Annotated in this window: 17 protein-coding genes and 1 tRNA gene; 4 read left to right on the forward strand and 14 right to left on the reverse strand. The window is 71.8% G+C overall.

Features of this window, described 5'->3' with window-relative positions:
• Positions 1-24: 24 nt before the first annotated feature.
• Genes ACOACQ_RS21975 through ACOACQ_RS21990 form a run of 4 tightly spaced genes read right to left on the reverse strand, consistent with a single transcriptional unit; the run spans position 25 to position 4,032 of the window.
• A complete protein-coding gene (locus tag ACOACQ_RS21975) occupies positions 25-666 on the reverse strand; it encodes a response regulator (RefSeq protein ID WP_378602151.1) in 642 nt (213 codons plus the stop codon).
• A gap of 14 nt (positions 667-680) precedes the next feature.
• A complete protein-coding gene (locus tag ACOACQ_RS21980; RefSeq protein ID WP_420289283.1) occupies positions 681-1,910 on the reverse strand; it encodes a histidine kinase in 1,230 nt (409 codons plus the stop codon).
• Positions 1,911-1,924: 14 nt separating this feature from the next.
• Positions 1,925-3,274: an FtsX-like permease family protein gene (locus ACOACQ_RS21985; protein WP_420289284.1), complete on the reverse strand. Its 1,350-nt coding sequence runs from the start codon at positions 3,272-3,274 to the stop codon at positions 1,925-1,927.
• Positions 3,271-4,032, reverse strand: a complete 762-nt coding sequence (locus ACOACQ_RS21990; protein ID WP_378602136.1) for an ABC transporter ATP-binding protein — start codon at positions 4,030-4,032, stop codon at positions 3,271-3,273. The genes ACOACQ_RS21985 and ACOACQ_RS21990 overlap by 4 nt, the downstream gene beginning before the upstream one ends.
• A 162-nt stretch (positions 4,033-4,194) precedes the next feature.
• Between ACOACQ_RS21990 and ACOACQ_RS21995 the strand changes: the two genes are divergently transcribed.
• Together ACOACQ_RS21995 and ACOACQ_RS22000 are read left to right on the forward strand one after the other, a co-directional pair.
• Positions 4,195-5,214, forward strand: coding sequence for a hypothetical protein (locus ACOACQ_RS21995; protein ID WP_420289285.1), 1,020 nt, complete (start codon positions 4,195-4,197; stop codon positions 5,212-5,214).
• Between the two features lie 36 nt (positions 5,215-5,250).
• The gene (locus ACOACQ_RS22000) at positions 5,251-6,162 is read left to right on the forward strand and encodes an NAD(P)H-binding protein (protein WP_378602142.1); all 912 of its coding nucleotides are present in this window, start codon (positions 5,251-5,253) and stop codon (positions 6,160-6,162) included.
• Here the strand turns inward: ACOACQ_RS22000 and ACOACQ_RS22005 are convergent, their stop codons facing one another.
• Complete coding sequence (locus ACOACQ_RS22005; protein ID WP_378602145.1) at positions 6,163-6,855, reverse strand: CPBP family intramembrane glutamic endopeptidase; 693 nt, start codon at positions 6,853-6,855, stop codon at positions 6,163-6,165.
• A 10-nt stretch (positions 6,856-6,865) separates the two neighbouring features.
• Positions 6,866-7,177: a hypothetical protein gene (locus ACOACQ_RS22010; RefSeq protein WP_378602148.1), complete on the reverse strand. Its 312-nt coding sequence runs from the start codon at positions 7,175-7,177 to the stop codon at positions 6,866-6,868.
• Positions 7,178-7,232: 55 nt separating this feature from the next.
• On the opposite strand from ACOACQ_RS22010, the gene ACOACQ_RS22015 reads away from it, so the two are divergent.
• Positions 7,233-7,787 (forward strand): nucleotidyltransferase family protein, encoded by a 555-nt coding sequence (locus ACOACQ_RS22015; RefSeq protein WP_420289286.1) that lies wholly within the window; start codon positions 7,233-7,235, stop codon positions 7,785-7,787.
• Complete coding sequence (locus ACOACQ_RS22020; RefSeq protein WP_420289287.1) at positions 7,780-8,916, forward strand: XdhC family protein; 1,137 nt, start codon at positions 7,780-7,782, stop codon at positions 8,914-8,916. The genes ACOACQ_RS22015 and ACOACQ_RS22020 overlap by 8 nt, the downstream gene beginning before the upstream one ends.
• A gap of 31 nt (positions 8,917-8,947) precedes the next feature.
• On the opposite strand, the gene ACOACQ_RS22025 is transcribed toward ACOACQ_RS22020, so the two are convergent.
• From ACOACQ_RS22025 to ACOACQ_RS22060, 8 genes are all read right to left on the reverse strand, one after another.
• A tRNA-Gln gene (locus tag ACOACQ_RS22025) sits at positions 8,948-9,026 on the reverse strand.
• Positions 9,027-9,125: 99 nt separating this feature from the next.
• Positions 9,126-9,626: an LppU/SCO3897 family protein gene (locus ACOACQ_RS22030; protein ID WP_378603879.1), complete on the reverse strand. Its 501-nt coding sequence runs from the start codon at positions 9,624-9,626 to the stop codon at positions 9,126-9,128.
• 90 nt (positions 9,627-9,716) lie between these two features.
• A complete protein-coding gene (locus tag ACOACQ_RS22035) occupies positions 9,717-10,865 on the reverse strand; it encodes an acyl-CoA dehydrogenase family protein (protein WP_420289288.1) in 1,149 nt (382 codons plus the stop codon).
• Between the two features lie 21 nt (positions 10,866-10,886).
• Entirely contained in the window at positions 10,887-12,311 is a 1,425-nt protein-coding gene (locus ACOACQ_RS22040) for a metallophosphoesterase (RefSeq protein ID WP_420289289.1), read from the reverse strand.
• 86 nt (positions 12,312-12,397) lie between these two features.
• Positions 12,398-13,366: a 23S rRNA (guanosine(2251)-2'-O)-methyltransferase RlmB gene (gene rlmB / locus ACOACQ_RS22045; protein WP_378603873.1), complete on the reverse strand. Its 969-nt coding sequence runs from the start codon at positions 13,364-13,366 to the stop codon at positions 12,398-12,400.
• Between the two features lies 1 nt (position 13,367).
• On the reverse strand, positions 13,368-14,795 hold the full coding sequence (gene cysS / locus ACOACQ_RS22050) for a cysteine--tRNA ligase (protein WP_420289290.1): 1,428 nt from the start codon (positions 14,793-14,795) through the stop codon (positions 13,368-13,370).
• Between the two features lie 56 nt (positions 14,796-14,851).
• Positions 14,852-15,604 (reverse strand): SDR family NAD(P)-dependent oxidoreductase, encoded by a 753-nt coding sequence (locus ACOACQ_RS22055; RefSeq protein WP_378603870.1) that lies wholly within the window; start codon positions 15,602-15,604, stop codon positions 14,852-14,854.
• The gene (locus tag ACOACQ_RS22060; RefSeq protein WP_420289291.1) at positions 15,601-17,139 is read right to left on the reverse strand and encodes a molybdopterin-dependent oxidoreductase; all 1,539 of its coding nucleotides are present in this window, start codon (positions 17,137-17,139) and stop codon (positions 15,601-15,603) included. Before ACOACQ_RS22060 ends, ACOACQ_RS22055 begins: the two co-directional genes overlap by 4 nt.
• Positions 17,140-17,148 lie beyond the last annotated feature (9 nt).

Consider the following 17,148-nt stretch of genomic DNA (forward strand, 5'->3'; position numbering starts at 1 on the left):
TCCCGACGAACGCGCCTCGACGGTTCAGCGCCCGTCGAGCCAGGCGAGCACCGCCAGCACACGACGGTTGTCGTCGGCTGCGGGCGGGAGGTCGAGCTTCGCGAAGATGTTGTTGGTGTGCTTGCCGATCGCCTTCTCGGTGACGACGAGGCGGGCGGCGATCGCTGCGTTGGTGCGTCCCTCGGCCATCAGGGTCAACACCTCGCGCTCGCGATCGGTGAGCCGGTCGAGCGGCCGGCTGCGGGCCGACACCAGCGCGGCGACGACCTCGGGGTCGAGCACGGTGCCGCCGCTGGCGACCTGCCGGACCGCAGCGAGGAACGCGTCCACGTCGGCGACCCGGTCCTTGAGGAGGTACCCGACGGCACCCTCTCCGCTGGCCAGCAGGTCACGGGCGTAGAGCGGCTCGACCCACTGGCTCAGCACCAGGACGGGCAGGCCGGGCCGGGCACCGCGCGCGGTGGTGGCCGCTTCGAGCCCCTCGGTGCTGAACGTCGGCGGCAGTCGTACGTCGACCACGGCGATGTCGATGTCCGCGCGGGTCAACGCCCGGGCGAGTGAGGGTGCGTTGTCGACCGCCTCGACGACCTCGATGCCGCCGGACTCGAGGATCCGGGTCAGCCCGACCCGCAGCAGCGCCTGGTCCTCGGCGAGGACCGCCCGCATCGGCACTGCGTCGCTCAGCTCGTCCGGCACGGGACCTCCAGCTCGACGAGGGTCGGACCGCCCGCAGGGCTCAGCACCCGAAGGTCACCGTCGAAGGCGTCGAGCCGCCGGGCGACGCCCGCGAGGCCGGAGCCGGCGGCATCGGCGCCACCCCGTCCGTCGTCCCCGACGGTGATCCGGAGCCGGTCGCCGTCGTACCGGCCGGTGACCCAGGCGCGCCCGGCGCGGGCGTGCTTGACCGTGTTGGCCAGGCACTCCGCGACGGCGAAGTAGGCCGCGGACTCGACGGGTGCGGGCAACCGGGGCACCTCGATGGCGACCGAGGTCGGGACCGGCAGCGCAAGGGTCAGTGCCTCGATCGCGCCGGCCAGGCCCTTGTCGGCGAGGACGGGCGGGTGGATGCCGCGCACCACGCCGCGCAGGTCCTCGAGCGCATCGATCGTGGTCTCGCGGGCCTCGCGCAACAACGCGGCGGCGGCGTTCGGGTCGGTGTGGACCAGCTTCTCGGCGAGACCGACGTTCATGCCGACCGACGCGATCCGGGCCTGCGCACCGTCGTGGAGGTCGCGCTCGATCCGGCGCACCTCGGCGGCCGAGTGGTCGAGGGTCTCGGCGCGGGACTCCTCGACGCGCTCCACGCGCTCCTCGAGGTCGGCGATGCGGGAGCTGCCGAGCATGCCGCGCTCGGCACGGGCCCGGGCCTGCACCAGTGGCGGCGTGACGAACCACCACGCCACGTAGGCCGGGCCGCTGCCCACGAGAAGGAACAACCAGATCCAGCCGGACGCGGTGATCGCGAGGACGAGCCAGGTCAGCGGCAGGGTCAGCAACGCCACGGGGAGCAGCGACATCGCGAACCCGCCCGAGGCGGAGAACCACAGGAAGCCGAAGTTCCGCCAGCGTGCCGGGTCCCGCATCCAGCGCAACGGCCGCACCAGCACGGGCGTGCCACGGTCCGAGGCGTAGTCGGCGACGATCTCCTCGCCGAGCAGCCGACCGCTGATCCGGCGGTGGGCGGCGGTCAGGCCGGCCGTCGCGGGGAACACCAGCTGGGCGAGCAGCACCCCGATCCCGAGCGCCGGGCCGAGCGCGAGGCACAGCAGCGTGAGGATCGCGAGCGCCAGGCTCGGCAGGAAGGACGCGGCGTACCCCGCCGAGACCAGGGTCAGGCGGAGCCGGTCGACGATGCCGTCGGTGGTCACGGCGTACGGCCGCCCGAGGCGGATGGGCGCGAGGAGGTCCATTGGTTCGAAGTGTGTCATCGCCCTGCCCCCGACACCATCGGGTTGCCCGCGCCCCGTGCTGCCGTCCGGGCCGCACCGAGCGTGACAGCGACGACTCCGGCGACGACGACGGGCAGCAGCCACAGTCCACCGTCCGGCACGACCCCTTCGTCCCGAGCGACGGCGAACGGCACCACGGTGGCCAGGGACGCGACGGTTCCCAGCAGGACTCCGACGGCCGCCACGATCGCGGCCTCCGCGACCACCGACCCGCGGACCTGCCGCGTCGTCGCGCCGAGCAGGTGCAGGCGGTGCAGCTCCGCGCGACGGTGGGCGACCGTCGCCACGAACGCGTTGACCACCATGATCGCCGCGAACAGCGCGATCATCCCGACCACCACGTTGTTGAGCAGGTTGATCGTGTCGCTGTCGGGAGTGCCCGCGGGCAACGAGCGCGTGTCGATGTCGACGAGCATCAGGGTGCCGACCGCGGCCGACGTCAGGACGATGACCGGCGCCAGGACACCGGCGAGCAGGTGCGCCCTCCGGGCGGTGTTGTACGACGCCAGGTGCCCGCTCGCACCCCACGGACCGAGGAGGCGGCCGATCGGGGTGGCGCACCAGCGGAGCAGGACGGGCGCCAGCACGGCGAGACCGACACCGACCAGGATCGAGCTCGACCCGCTCGTCGACATCGCCGCGTACGGGTCGGCGTCGTGCGCGGTGACCGTGACGGTGATGACGGCCATCGCGATCCCGTAGCCGAGCAGCAGCAGGGCGATCCCCACCCGCCACCACGCCATCCGGGACTGCTCGGCTGCGCTGCTCTGCACGAGCACGCCGGCAGGACCACGAGTGGCCTTGCGGGCTGCCACGGTGGACGCGATCCACGCGGCGACCAGGACGAGTCCGGCGCCGGTGGCGACCGAGGCCGGCCCTCCGTCGTACTCGGTGCGGGAGGCGAGGAGGCCACCGGACTGCAGCAGGTCGAAGAGCAACCGGCCGGAGACGAGGGCCACCGCAGCGCCGGCGACCGCAGCGGTCAGCGTGACGACGGCGGTCTCGCGGACGATCAGCTTGCGGGCCTGGCGGGGCGTCGCGCCAATCGTGCGGATCAGCCCGATCTCGGCGGCCCGCTGGGTCGCGGTGATGCCGACGGTGGAGGCCACCGAGAAGAGCACGATGATCGCGCCCCAGCCGCCGACGACGGCGCCCATGATGACGAGGGTGTCGGCGTCGGTGCCGGTCGCGCCGGACGCGGATTCCACCAGCGTCGCGAAGGAGCCGATGAGGGCGGCCCCGAGCAGGACCGCGACGAAGGTCGCCGTTGCGGCGAGGGGGCGGTGGCGCAGGCTGCGCCAGGCAAGACTGGTCGTGGCGCTCATCGGGACACCACCAGGTCGTCGAGGTGCGCCATCTGGCCGGCCACGGCATCGGCGGTGGGGCGCGTCATCCGCCCCGCGACCCGGCCGTCGACGAGGAAGACCACCTCGTCGGCGTACGACGCCGCGACGGGGTCGTGGGTCACCATCACCACGGTCTGGCCGAAGTCGGTGACGCTGCTGCGCAGCAGGCCGAGGATCTGCCGGGCGGTGGCCGAGTCGAGGGCACCGGTGGGCTCGTCGGCGAGGACGACGTCGGGCTGGCAGACCAGGGCCCGGGCGATCGCGACGCGTTGCTGCTGGCCGCCCGAGAGGCTGCCCGGCAGGTGGTGGGAGCGGTCCGCGAGTCCGACCCGCTCGATCAGGTCGCGGACCCGCGCCCGGTCGGGCCGCTTGCCGGCGAGCCGGGCGGGAAGGCCGACGTTCTGCGTCACCGACAGGTAGGGCATCAGGTGGAAGGCCTGGAACACGAAGCCGATCCGTTCCCGGCGCAGGCGGGTGCGCCGTTCCTCGTCCCAGTCCGTGACGTCCTCACCACCGATGGCGACGCGCCCCGACGTGGGCCGATCGAGGCCGGCAGCACAGGCCAGGAGGGTGGACTTGCCGGACCCCGAAGGGCCCATCACGGCGGTGAAGGTGCCCCGCCGGAAGGCGAGGTCGATGCCGGCGAGGGCAGCGATCGAGGCTTCGCCGGTGCCGTAGGTGCGGGTGAGGTCGTGCACGGCGAGGGCCGGTGCCGCGACGTTGCTGGGTGTGGACATGCGGGGCTCCTGGAGGACGTCGGAATCGGATGTCTCCGACGCTAGGAACATCCGGCGCCGCGATCGATGGGCCTGAACCGCCAGGCAGGGGTGGGGTTTTCCCTACCCCGGGCACGTGGGGGCGAATGCCGGCCCGCCCCCGCGGCACGTCACAATCGGTGCATGCCCACTGCGAGCACCGCCGACCGTTTGCTCGACGCCCAGGTCGCCTGGCTCCTCACCCGGATCACCGGTGCAGGCCTGGCCGATGTCCTCGCCGAGGACATCGACGACCTGCTCGATGCCGGATCGCGCCTGTCGGTGACCGACCTCGTCGACCCCGCGCCCGTCAAGGAGCTGATCCGGCTCGTGCTGCAGCGGGTCCCCGCGAGCGCCGCCGCCAGCACGGTGGTCGGCATCGCTGCCGACACCGCGTACGACGGCCCGGCGACGCCGTTCGCCGTCGCGGACGTGCTGGACCGCGACCACGTCGACCTCCTGCTCTCGGAGCTGCTCGCGCGCCCCGACCTCGCCGCGAAGTTCCTCGACAAGGTCGCCGAGAGCCCCCTCGCCGCGTCCGTGGCTGCCCGCTTCGTGACCCGGATCGTCGGCGACGTGCTCGCCACCAACCGCGCCGTCGCCGAGAAGATCCCCGGCGTGGGCTCGCTGGTCTCGCTCGGCAGCAGCGTCGCGCGCGGCGTGGCAGGCGCGGCCGACAAGCAGTTCGAGGCCATCCTCGGCGACACCGCCGGCAAGGGCGCGACCTTCGCGATGCGCCGCCTCAACAAGCTCCTCGTCGAGACCCTGTCCGACCCGGCTGCCCGCGAGGCCGCCCTGCAGGTGTTCGACCTGTACGCCGACCACCCGCTCCGCAACCTCCACGAGGTGGGCGAGCGCGAGGACATCCACCGCGTCGCCGGCCTCCTGCAGGACATCGTGATCGCGGGCGCGGCCTCGGAGCCGGTGCTCGCGCTGGCCGACGCCCTGGTCGACGACTTCTTCTCCGTGTACGGCGACCACCCGATGTCCACGCTCGTCGAGGACCTCGGCCTCACCCGCGACGAGCTGGTCGGCCAGGCCACGGCGCTGCTGCCCGGCCTGCTGGCGAAGGCGGTCGAGTCCGGCGAGGCCGAGCGGCTGATCCGCGCCCGGCTCGCGCCGTTCTTCGCCTCGCCCGAGGTCGCGGAGATCCTCGGCGCCTGACCACGCGTTCTCGGGTGCGGTCCGTAGGCTCGAGCAATGGCTGACGATCCGACCGTCCTGGTGACCGGCGCGACCGGCTTCATCGGGAGCCGGCTCGCCACCGCACTGGTCGAGCGCGGGGTCGACGTGCGCGCGATGACGCGGCGCCCGGAGGCCTACGACGGCGCCGGCCGCCCGGTCGGGGCGGACGTCGGCGACGACGAATCCCTCGGCCGTGCACTCGACGGCGTCGACGTCGCCGTCTACCTGGTGCACTCGCTCGACCACGCAGACTTCGAGCAGCGCGACGCAGCTGCCGCACGCTCCTTCGGTCGGGCTGCTGCCCGTGCCGGCGTCCGCCAGATCGTCTACATGGGCGGCCTCGGCGCCGACGACGACGACCTCTCCCCCCACCTGCGCTCGCGGCGCGAGGTCGAGGGGCTGCTCGGCGAGGGCGGCGTCCCGGTCACGGTGCTGCGGGCAGCCATCGTGGTCGGGCACGGCGGCATCTCGTGGGAGCTGACCCGCCAGCTGGTCAAGAACCTCCCGGCGATGGTCGTGCCCCGGTGGACCTCGACCCGCACCCAGCCGATCGCGGTCGACGACGTCGTCCGGTACCTCGCCGGTGTCATCGACAACGACGCCGCGCTCGGCGAGGTCTTCGAGATCGGCGGACCTGATGCGATGACCTACCTGGACATGCTCGCCATCGCCTCGGAGGTGGCCTCGGGCCACCGCGTCCCGATCGTGCGCGTGCCCGTCCTGACGCCCCGGCTGTCGTCGTACTGGCTGGCGCTGGTCACCGACGTCGACGTCACCACCGGGCGCAACCTCATCGACTCGATGAGCACCGAGGTCGTGGTGACCGACCACCGGATCCGCACGCTCGTTCCGGGCGAACCGATGGGTTATCGCGAGGCCGTCCAGCAGGCGTTGTCCGAGCGCCTCGCCGAGGGCGACGAGATCTGATCAGCCGAAGAGCAACGGCAGTGCGAACAGCATCGCCAGGGACCAGCTGCAGTGCGTCAGGATCGGAGCCAGGATGCCGCCCGTGGCCCGACGCTCCAGGCCCACCACGACACCGAGCAGGATCGCGGCGAACGCGAGCATGACGTTGCCCGTGGCCAGGGTGGCGACGACGTAGGCCAGCGAGGTCCACACCACCGGGCTCCTCGGTACGGCGGCGTAGGCCGCGCCCCGGAAGAACAGCTCCTCGGCCACTCCGTTGACGAGCGTCACCAGGACCAGCAGCGGGATCGACCCCTCGTCGGCGAACTCGAGCACCGACCGCACCTGACGGTCCAGGGCCGGGATCTCGCGCACGACCAGGCCACCCGCCACGAAGACTGCGGCCAGGCCGAACCCCAGGAGCAGCGGCGCGATGACCGGACGGACCAGCGCCTCCCGGTCCCGCCACGCGCCGATGCGTCCGAGGTGGAGCGGACCGGAGGCGAACGCACCGATCGTCCACACCCCCGCCATCGCGAACGTGGCCGGGTAGAACCACCCGCTGCCGGGTTCGATGCGCAGCGAGATCGCGAGCATCACCGCGCCGACGACCACGACGCCGACGCTGACCTCCTGACGACGGCGCAGCCGTTCGTCGGTGTCGCGGTGGTCGCGCGGGACCACGTCCCACAGCAGGCTGCGAAGCCAGCGCACGCCTGAACGCTCAGCGTCGGCCGGCGAAGCGACCGGGCGCCGCCACGACACCACGGCCGAGCCGCAGCGCGCCGGCCGGTGCACCGACAACTCCCCGCACACCGGTGCGGGCGATCGCACCCGGAGCCCGCACCGCCGCACCGACGGGGTCGGACAACGCACCAGCGACGACCGCGGCGTCGTCGAGGTGCGTGAGCACGAAGGGCAGGTGCCGCACTGCGCTCAGATCGCCCCGGGACACGACCGGGACCACGGCCGCGACAGTGACCCGCGCGACCAGGACAACGGTGCCGGGTGACGGGAGATTCGGGAGCTCAGCCATTCCTCGAGGATAGGGCCCCCTGTCACCTGGCACGCATCGCTGGCACGCTGGCCCGGTGACCGTCCACGGACTCCTGCTCGCCGCCGGTGCCGGAAGCCGGTACGGCGCCCCCAAGGCACTCGTCGACGACTGGCTGGTTCGGGCGCTCACGGTGCTCGCTGACGGCGGTTGCCCCGAACGCACCGTGGTCCTCGGCGCGCAGGCCGAGCAGGCACGAGTCCTGGTCCCTGAGGGGGTGGCCGTGGTGGTCACCGGCGACTGGGCACAGGGGCTCGGCGCATCGCTGCGTGACGGCCTCGCCGCCCTGTCGGACTCGGACGCCGCGCTGGTCCACCTCGTCGACCTGCCGGACGTCCCGGCGGCCGCGGTGGCGCGGGTGCTGGCGGCGGCGACCGGACCCGGCAGCCTCGCCCGCGCGACATACGACGGCAGGCCCGGCCACCCCGTCCTGCTCGGTCACGACCACTGGGCAGCCGTGGCAGCCGGCGCCGACGGCGACCGGGGTGCGCGCGACTACCTCGCCAAGCACCCGCTGGAGCTCGTGGAGTGCGGCGACCTCGCCACCGGCCACGACGTCGACCAGCGACCTGCGCGAGGCGACCATGCGTGAGGTCCTCCCCGCACTGCTCGACTGGTGGCGGGCCGGCGAGCCGGTCGCGATGGCCACGGTCGTGGCCACCTTCCAGTCGGCACCCCGCCCACCGGGCGCCTCCCTGCTCGTGGGCCCGGACGGCTCCGTGGTCGGCTCGGTCTCGGGCGGCTGCGTGGAGGGCGCCGTCTTCGAGCTCGGCCAGGAGGTGCTCGCCTCCGGGGTGCCGACCCTGCAGCGGTACGGCGTCTCCGACGACGACGCGTTCGCGGTCGGGCTCACCTGCGGCGGCATCCTCGACGTGTACGTCGAACGCGTGGACCAGCAGTCCTTCCCGGACCTGGACGCGCTTGCCGACGACATCGACACCGGCCGACCCGTCGCGCTGGTCGCCGTCATCGAACACCCGGACCCGTCGTACGTCGGACGCCGTGCGGTCCTGCGCGACGCCGGCCTGGTGGGCTCGCTCGGCAGTCCTCGGATCGACGATGCGGTCCGTGACGACGCCCTCGGCCTGCTCGCCGCCGGGACGAGCGGCACGCTCGCCTATGGTCCCGACGGAGAGCGCCGGGGCGAAGGGATGCGGGTGTTCGTGTGGGCGTTCGCCCCGAAGCCACGGATGCTGGTGTTCGGCGCCATCGACTTCGCTGCTGCGGTGGCCCGGATGGGCGGGTTCCTCGGCTACCACGTGACCGTGTGCGATGCCCGGCCCGTGTTCGCGACCAACAGCCGGTTCCCCGGCGCCGACGAGGTCGTGGTGGCCTGGCCCCACAAGTACCTGCGGGCCGAGCAGGAGGCCGCCCGGGTCGACGCCCAGACGATCATCTGCGTGCTGACCCACGACCCCAAGTTCGACGTACCGCTGCTGGAGGTGGCGCTGCGCCTGCCCGCCGTCGGCTACGTGGGGGCGATGGGATCCCGACGGACCCATGAGGACCGGCTGGTCCGGCTGCGGGAGGCCGGAGTGACCGAGGCAGAGCTCGAGCGGCTGCACTCACCGATCGGCCTCGACCTCGGCGCCCGCACCCCCGAGGAGACTGCGATCAGCATCGCGGCCGAGATCGTCGCCGGGCGCTGGGGCGGGTCGGGCGAGCCGCTGAGCGGCACGGAGAGCCGGATCCACCACGGCTCCTCCGGAGACACAGCCTGAGGAGCGACGGGAATCCGCGCGCCGCCACTTGCTCCCCGGGTAGGAGTCGAACCTACGACGCTAGTCCTGATTCAAAGTCAGGCGGGCCCTACCGGCAGACCAACCGGGGATTGCGCTCCAAAGCCTAGAGCGCGTGCGTCGTACCTGACGAAGCGGTTGCTCCCTGCGAGCAGGGAGGACCGTCTCGTCAGGTACGACGGCGGTCCGGCTCAGGCGTTCGGCGCCAGGCAGAGCAGGGTGTTGCGCTTCTTGTAGTCGAGCGGCTGGGCGCCGTTGGCGCAGGCCGTGCCGGACTTGCCGACGCTGGTGACCAGCGCGACGTCCGCGTCGCCCTTGTTCGCCGCGCACTCGACCTTCGTGCTCTCGGTGGCGGTGAGGCGGAAGCAGTCGCCCTTGGCGGCGTTCAGCCCGAGGCACAGCTCGGCGACGTTGCCCGAGTCCGCCTTGCCGACCGAGATCGACAGGGTGTCCTCGCTCGGGTCGCACTCGCCCTTGTTGCCGGTGACCTTGAAGGTCGCGTCGGCGTCGCCGCAGTCCTTGTCGTCGGTCTTCGCGTTGACGGTGCCCGTGACGGTGATGCACTCCCCGACCTTGGGGGCCTGCGCTTCGGCGACCTTCTCCGAGCCCTTGCTGAAGATGAATGACGCGACGACAGCGATCACGATCGCGACGCCGATGCCGCCGAGTTTGACGATCAGGCTCTTGCCCATGGGGGATCCCTCCGAGTGTGAAAAGGGTGGTCCCGAGCCCCCCTCAGTGAATTCTCAGCCTCACCCTAAGGGCAGCATGACCAAAGCACGTCAGCGCAGCAGGTCGCGCCCGATCACCATCCGTTGAATCTGGTTGGTGCCCTCGAAGATCTGGGTCACCTTCGCGTCCCGGAACATCCGCTCCACGGGGTACTCCCGTGTGAAGCCGTTGCCGCCCAGCACCTGCACGGCGTCGGTCGTCACGCGCATCGCGGCGTCGGATGCGGTGAGCTTGGCGATCGACGCCTGGCGCGAGTACGGCCGTCCGGCGTCCTTCAGTCGCGCAGCGTGGAGGTACGCCGCCCGCGACCGTTCCACGTCGGCGGCCATGTCGGCCAGCAGGAACTGCAGGCCCTGGAACTCGCCGATCTTCTGGCCGAACTGCTCCCGCTCGCGCGCGTACGCGACGGCGTGGGCCAGCGCCCCCTGGGCGATGCCGGTCGCGACGGCGGCGATGCCGAGGCGCCCGGCGTCGAGGGCCGACAGGGCGACCCGCATGCCGGCACCCTCCTCGCCGATCAGCTGGGCAGCCGGCACCCGGGCGTCATCGAAGAGCACCTGCGTGGTGACGTCGCAGTGCAGGCCCATCTTCTTCTCGGGGGCACCGAAGGTCATCCCGGGCGTCCCGTCGAGCACCACGAACGCCGTCAGCCCGCGCTTCGGATCCTCGGACGTGCGGGCGAACAGCACGTAGTAGTCGGCGCAGGACCCGTTGGAGATCCACTGCTTGGTGCCCTTGATGACGTAGTCGTCGCCGTCGCGGCGAGCGGACGTGCGGATGCCGCTGACGTCGGACCCGGCCTGGGGCTCGGACAGGCCGTAGGCGCCGAGCCACTCGCCCGACAGCATCCGGGGCAGCCAGGCCTCCCGCACCTCGGCCGAACCGTTGGCCTCGACCACGCTGGCGGTGAGGCTGTGGACGCTGGTGCCGACCCCGACGCTCGGCCACACCGTGGCGATCTCCTCGACGACCTGGAGGTACACCTCGTACGGCTGGTTCCCGCCGCCGTACTCCTCGGGGAACGGCAGGCTCAACAACCCGGAGCGTCCGAGCAACCGGTAGGCGGCCTCGGGGAACTCGGCCCGTTCCTCGGCCTCGGCGACCTGCGGTGCGAGCTCCTTCGTGGCGATCTCACGGGTGAGCGCCAGCAGCTCCTCTGCTTCCTCGCTCGGCAACAGTCGGTCGACGGTGGTTCCCATGGGTCTCACACTAGAACCGGGTCAGTAGGTCAGCTCGACCCAGTCCTCGACGTCGTACCGGCCATTGGTCTGCAGCGTCACCGACTGGATGCCGACGGGGCGTCCTTCACGGTAGGTGATCAGCGCGACGCCGGCAGCCCGGCGGAGCTTGCTGCCGATGGCGATCGCATAGGCGGCGCCGCCGGTGGTGCCAGCGGTGTAGGTGTAGCCGATCTCGCCGTTCTCGCCCGTGATCGCGGTGGGACCGTCCTGGACGTGGGTGTGGCCCCCGATGACCAGGTCCACGCAGCCCCGGGCGAGTGCGTCGTCACCGAAGTCGGCGTCGTGGACGAGGATCGTGTTGACCCGTTCGCCGCGTTCGTCGGCGTCGCACGCCTCGTCGGTGAGCCGCTCGGCCACCTCGGACGACGTCAGGCCCGTCTCGTCGCGCCAGTTGCCGAGCCCGCTGGAACGCGGGTCGTCGACGCCGAGCAGCCGCGCGTTGCCCGGTCCCTCGATCGGCGCGCCGTCGAAGTAGGTCCAGCCGAGGTCCTCCAGGTGGCCGCGCACGAAGGTTCCGTTGTCGTGGTTGCCGGCCACCGCCCAGCGGCCGTCGAAGTCGTCGAACGCAGCGCCGAGCGAGTCGAGCGAGAACGCCTCCCAACGCTCCCCCGTCGACGTGTCGTCGCCGGCATTGAAGACGTTCGTGGCTCCTCCGGCCTTCGCGATCGCGCGGGCCACCTCGTCCATGCCGACGTTGTCGTGACGGTCGGAGACCATCAGCACGACGGTCTCGTCGGCCTCCGGTTCGCGCAGGTCGAGGTCGGCGGCGTCGTCGGCGGCCTTCGAGTAGAACGCCAGCCCCTGCTGGTAGCTGCTGACCGCGCTGGCGATCAGTCGCCGGGTCTGGCCGGTGGACGCGTCGCCCAGGACCAGGACGTCACGTGCCTCCTCCGGAAGCGGTACGGCGGACCCGACGAAGTCCTGCAACGAGGTCCAGTGCTCGACGGGCGGATCCTGCCGACCCCAGCCCGTGGGTACGGCGACCGCGGCGACCACGCCCACCAGGACGGTCGCGCCGATGGCGCCCTTGCGTGTGGGCAGGCTGCTCACCAGCCCCCGCCGTCGCTCCGCCCCGATCGCCGCCCACACCAGCAGCGGGACGGCTCCGAGGGCCGCGCCCTGCACGAGGGCAGCGAGCGCCATCGAGCTGACGGCCCGCTCGACCACGGCAACCTGGCCCTCGGGCTGTGACGCGATCGCGGCGTAGCGCGCGGTGAGCTCCGGCAGGGATGCGGTGTCGCTCTTGCCGAGCTGGACCTCCACCCCGATGTTCGAGGGCGACGGTGCCCGCAGGTCCGGCAACAACGGGCCGGTCCGCAGCACGACCTCGCCCGAGAAGTCCGGACTGACCCGCGCCTCGTGGCTGGCCAGGTCGACCTCGCGCTCGCTGCTGACGAAGATCATCGCCGCGATGCACGTCGACAGGACGACCCAGATCCCGACGTACGCCAGGATCTTGAGCGCCCTCAGCGGGGAGATCGGAGGAATCGTTACCTCCGGGTCCGGGCCTCCGCGACGGCGTAGAGCGCGACCGACGCGGCCACCCCGGCGTTGAGCGACTCGAGGACACCCGCCATCGGGATCGAGAGCAGGCGGTCACAGTTCTCCGCCACCAGGCGGGCCAGGCCGTCGCCCTCGGAGCCGATGACGAGCACCAGCGGACCCTTGACGAGGTCGGCGTCGGCGACGAGCTCCGGCAGGCTCAGGTCACCGTCGGCAGCGAGGCCGATCACGAAGCACCCGGCGTCCTGGTAGGCCTTGATCTGGCGGTTCAGGTTCACCGTCTGCGCCACGGGGCAGCGGGCGGCGGCACCGGCCGAGGTCTTCCAGGCCGACGCGGTCATCGACGCGGCGCGGCGCTCGGGGATCACGACGCCGTGGGCGCCGAATCCGGCAGCGCTGCGGACGATCGCACCGAGGTTGCGCGGGTCGGTGATCGAGTCGAGCATCACGATCAGCGGCGCCTCGGCGGCTTCGGCGGCCGCCTCGAGCAGGTCGTTCGGGTCGGCGTACTCGTAGGGAGGGATGCGCGCGGCGATGCCCTGGTGGACAGCCTTGTCGGTGAGCTTGTCGAGCTCGGTGCGGCTGACCTCCATGAGGCCGACGCCCATCTCCGCAGCGAGGCGGAAGACCTCGCGCAGGCGGGTGTCGCGCTCGGTGTTGTCGGCGACGTAGACCGAGGTGATCGGGACCTTCTCGCGCAGCGCCTCGAGCACCGAGTTGCGTCCGGCGATCCACTCGGCGTCGCTGGTCTTGCGGCCGCCGCTGCCGGCTCCGGCGCGCTTGGCCTGGCGCTTCTTGTACTCCTCGGCCTTGTGCGTCTTGTGGTACGGGCGGTCGGCCGCCTTCGGCGTCGGGCCCTTGCCCTCGAGGCCGCGGCGCACCTGGCCACCGGAACCGGCCTGCGGCCTCTTGCTCGACTTGCGGATCGCGCCCTTGCGGCTCGAATTCCCAGCCATGTCAGTTCACCGTCCAGGTAGGTCCATCAGGGGTGTCGGTGACTTCGATGCCAGCCGACTTGATTCGGTCGCGGATCGCATCCGCGCGTGCCCAGTCCTTGTCGGCGCGGGCCTGCGTGCGCTCGTCGAGGAGTCCGGCGACGAGGACGTCGACCGCAGCGGTCAACCTCTCCTCGGTGTCCGTGCTCGCGCCGCTCGCCGACCACACCGGGTCGCCCGGGTCGAGGCCCAGGATGTCGAGCATGGCCCGCACCGATCCGGCGCTGCCGCGCAGCGCCGCGAGGTCGTTGCCGGCCAGGAGCTTGTTGCCCTCACGGGTCTCGTCGAACAGGGCGCCCACGGCGGCGGGAGTGCCCAGGTCGTCGTCCATCGCCGTCACGAACTCGGCGCACGGGGTGCCGAGCGGGACGTCCTCGCCCAGCGCCGCGGCGGCGCGCTCGAGGAACGACTCGATGCGTCGATAGCCGGCAGCCGCCTCCTCGAGGGCCTCGAAGGAGAACTCAACGTGGGAGCGGTAGTGCGCCGCCGCCATGTAGAAGCGCAGCTCGACACCGCGCACGCGCTGCAGGACCGACGGGATGCTGAGGGTGTTGCCGAGCGACTTGCTCATCTTCTCGCCAGCAGTGGTGATCCACGCGTTGTGCATCCAGTACGACGCGAAGGAGCCGCCGGCCGCACGCGACTGGGCCTGCTCGTTCTCGTGGTGCGGGAAGCGCAGGTCGACACCGCCACCGTGGATGTCGAACGCGGGACCGAGGTACTTGCCCGCCATCGCGGAGCACTCGATGTGCCAGCCCGGCCGGCCGCGGCCCCACGGGCTCGGCCACGACGCCGTCTCCGGCTCGGACTCCTTGCGGCCCTTCCAGAGCGCGAAGTCCCGCGGGTCACGCTTGCCACGCGGGTCCGCGTCGGCCGCGGGCTCCATGTCGTCGATGCCCTGGTGGGTCAGCTCGCCGTACGACGACCAGGACCGCACGTCGAAATAGACGTCGCCGGCTGCGGCTGAATCGCTGGGCGCCGGGTAGGCGTGGCCGCGCGCGATCAGTTCCTCGATCAGCACGATGATCTCGGGGACGTGTGCCGTGGCGGCCGGCTCGTACGTGGGCGGAGCGACGTTGAGCGCGGCGTACGCCTTGTCCAGCTCGATCTTCATCGCGTAGGCGAGGTTGTACCAGGGACGACCCTGCTCGGCGGACTTGGCGAGGATCTTGTCGTCGATGTCGGTGATGTTGCGGATGAACGTGACGTCGTACCCGCGAAAACGCAGCCAGCGCTGGAGCACGTCGAAGTTCACGCCCGACCGGACGTGCCCGACGTGGGGCTCGCTCTGGACCGTCAGACCACACACGTACAGACTCGCCTTGCCCGCCTCGAGGGGCACGAAGTCACGCACTTCGCGAGTCGCAGTGTCATAGAGCCGGATGGTCACCGGGCAAGTCTAGGGAAGTCGGGGGATCTGCGACGCATCGTCGGCGGACGCGCCGCTCAGGCGGAGTAGCCTCCGTCGACGTCCAGCTTCTGGCCGGTGATGAACCCGGCGCGGGACGAGGCGAGGAAGCACACGGCTTCGGCGATGTCGGCCGCCGACCCGAAGGTCCGCAGGGGGATGTTGCCGCGGGTGACCTCGAGCGCCCGCTCGTCGAGCTCGCCGGAGGAGATGAGCCGCTCGGCCATCCCGTCGTTCAGCATGCCGGGACCGACGGCGTTGACCCGGACGCCGTACCGCCCCTCCTCGACGGCGAGTCCGCGCACCATCGCCTCGACGGCCGCCTTGGGCGCGGACGAGAGGCCGTCGCGGACCGGGAAGCGCGAGGTCGCGGCCGTCGTGACGGCCGTCAGCGAACCGCGGGACTCCCGCAGGAACGGGAGTGCGGCGTGCGCCACCGCGAAGAAGCCCGCGGCGTCGACGAGCAGCTGGTCCCCCATGGCCGACGGCGCGACCCGGGAGAGGTGGACCATCGGCACGTGCGGCCCGGCGGCGTGGACGACGGTGTGGAGCCCGCTGAGCTCGGCGGCCGCATGGCCGACGACCCGCTTCACCTCCTCGGGGTCCCCCAGGTCCAGTCCGTACGACGCCACGCCCACCTCGACCGGACGGGTCCGGTGGGTGACGGCGACCCGGGCCCCGCGCTCGATCAACATCTCGGCGATCGCGCGGCCGAGACCGCCGGAACCGCCGATGACGAGGGCCCCGCCTTCGAGACCGTGGAAGTCAGCCGTGTTCACGCGGGGGCTCACGCGCTCGCGTTGACGTCGATGGTGTGCCAGCCGGTCGCGCCGTCGGGCAGGACGTCGGCCACCGCACCGGTCTGCGAGTGGCCGGCCTTGTCGACGGCCCGGACCCGGATCTGGTGCTCGCCCTGGTCGAGGTCCACCGTGGTCCGCCACTGCACCCAGGTGTCGATGTTGGGGGTGGCGGCGAGCTCGGTGGGCTTCCACGCGCCGCCGTCGACCTGCACCTCGACGGCGGAGATCCCGGTCTGCTGGAACCACGCGACACCAGCGACGACGACGTCGCCCGCGGGCACGTCGTCGCCGTCGTGGGGGACCTCGACCTTCGAGGCGATCTTGACCGGGCCCTGCTCGGACCAGCCCTTGCTCGTCCAGTAGGCGTCGATCTCGTCGAAGCGGGTGACCTCCATGTCCACGACCCACTTGGTCGCGGACACGTAGCCGTAGAGACCGGGCACGATCGTGCGCACCGGGAAACCGTGCTCGATCAGCAGCGGCTCGCCGTTCATCGCCACCGCCAGCATCGCGTTGCGTTCGTCCATCAGCGCACCCAGCGGCGTGCCGCAGGTCCAGCCGTCCTCGGACGTCTGGAGCACCGCGTCCGCACCTTCCTGCGGTCCGGCCTCGGCGAGGATCGCGGCGAGTCGGACACCGCTCCACCACGCGTTGCCGATCAGGTCGCCGCCGACCTCGTTGGACACGCAGTTGAGCGTGATCCAGTCCTGGGTGATCTCGCGGGACACCAGGTCCTGGTAGCTCAGCGTGATCTCCCGATCGACCATGCCGTGGATCCGCAGCTGCCAGTCGGCCGGCTCGATGGTCGGCTTGATGAACGCCGTGTCGATCAGGTAGAAGTCCTCGCTCGGCGTCTGCCAGAGCGAGACGTTCTCGATGTCGAAGCTGGCGCCGTTGGGGACGTCCGGTGCGGTGATGCCCTCGATCCGCAGCAGCCGACGGCTCTCCTCGGCCCGACGGCGCGCGCTGCCGGCCAGACGTCCGATCAGTCCGCCGAAGGCGGCGAACCCGGCGGTGGCACCGGCGGCGATGAAGAAGTGCCGGCGCGTGTGCATCGGCTCGACGGCCGGTTCGTCGCCGTCGGCGACCATCTCCCAGCGCCGCAGCCACTCCGCCAGGATCGCCAGCGCGACGATCCAGCTGAGCAGGCCCACGACGATCGGTGCGAAGTCGATCGGGCTCGGGGTGGGCTTGGCGAGCACCGCGACCACGGCGACGCCGGCCAGCGCGCAGAAGCCGATCATCGCGGCCCACCAGCGGGTCCGGGCGAGCCGGCCGAGCACCGCGAACGTGACGGCCAGGAACAGCATGATGCCGAGGACGAGGATCTTCTTGTCGTCCTTGTCGAAGGTGTCGATCGCCCACTTCACGACCGACCCGGGCGTCAGGTCGGCGAACCCCTCGGCGACCACGACGACCGGGGATTCCCGTACGTGGAGCAGCGCCGCGGCGGCGTAGCTCAGGGCCAGGCCGACCGCACCGGACAGGATTCCGGCGAAGGCCCACCAACCGCGGGATGTCTTCACAGGGCCGAT

This window comes from Nocardioides sp. CPCC 206347 (assembly GCF_048654605.1).
Taxonomy (GTDB): Bacteria; Actinomycetota; Actinomycetes; order Propionibacteriales; family Nocardioidaceae; genus Nocardioides.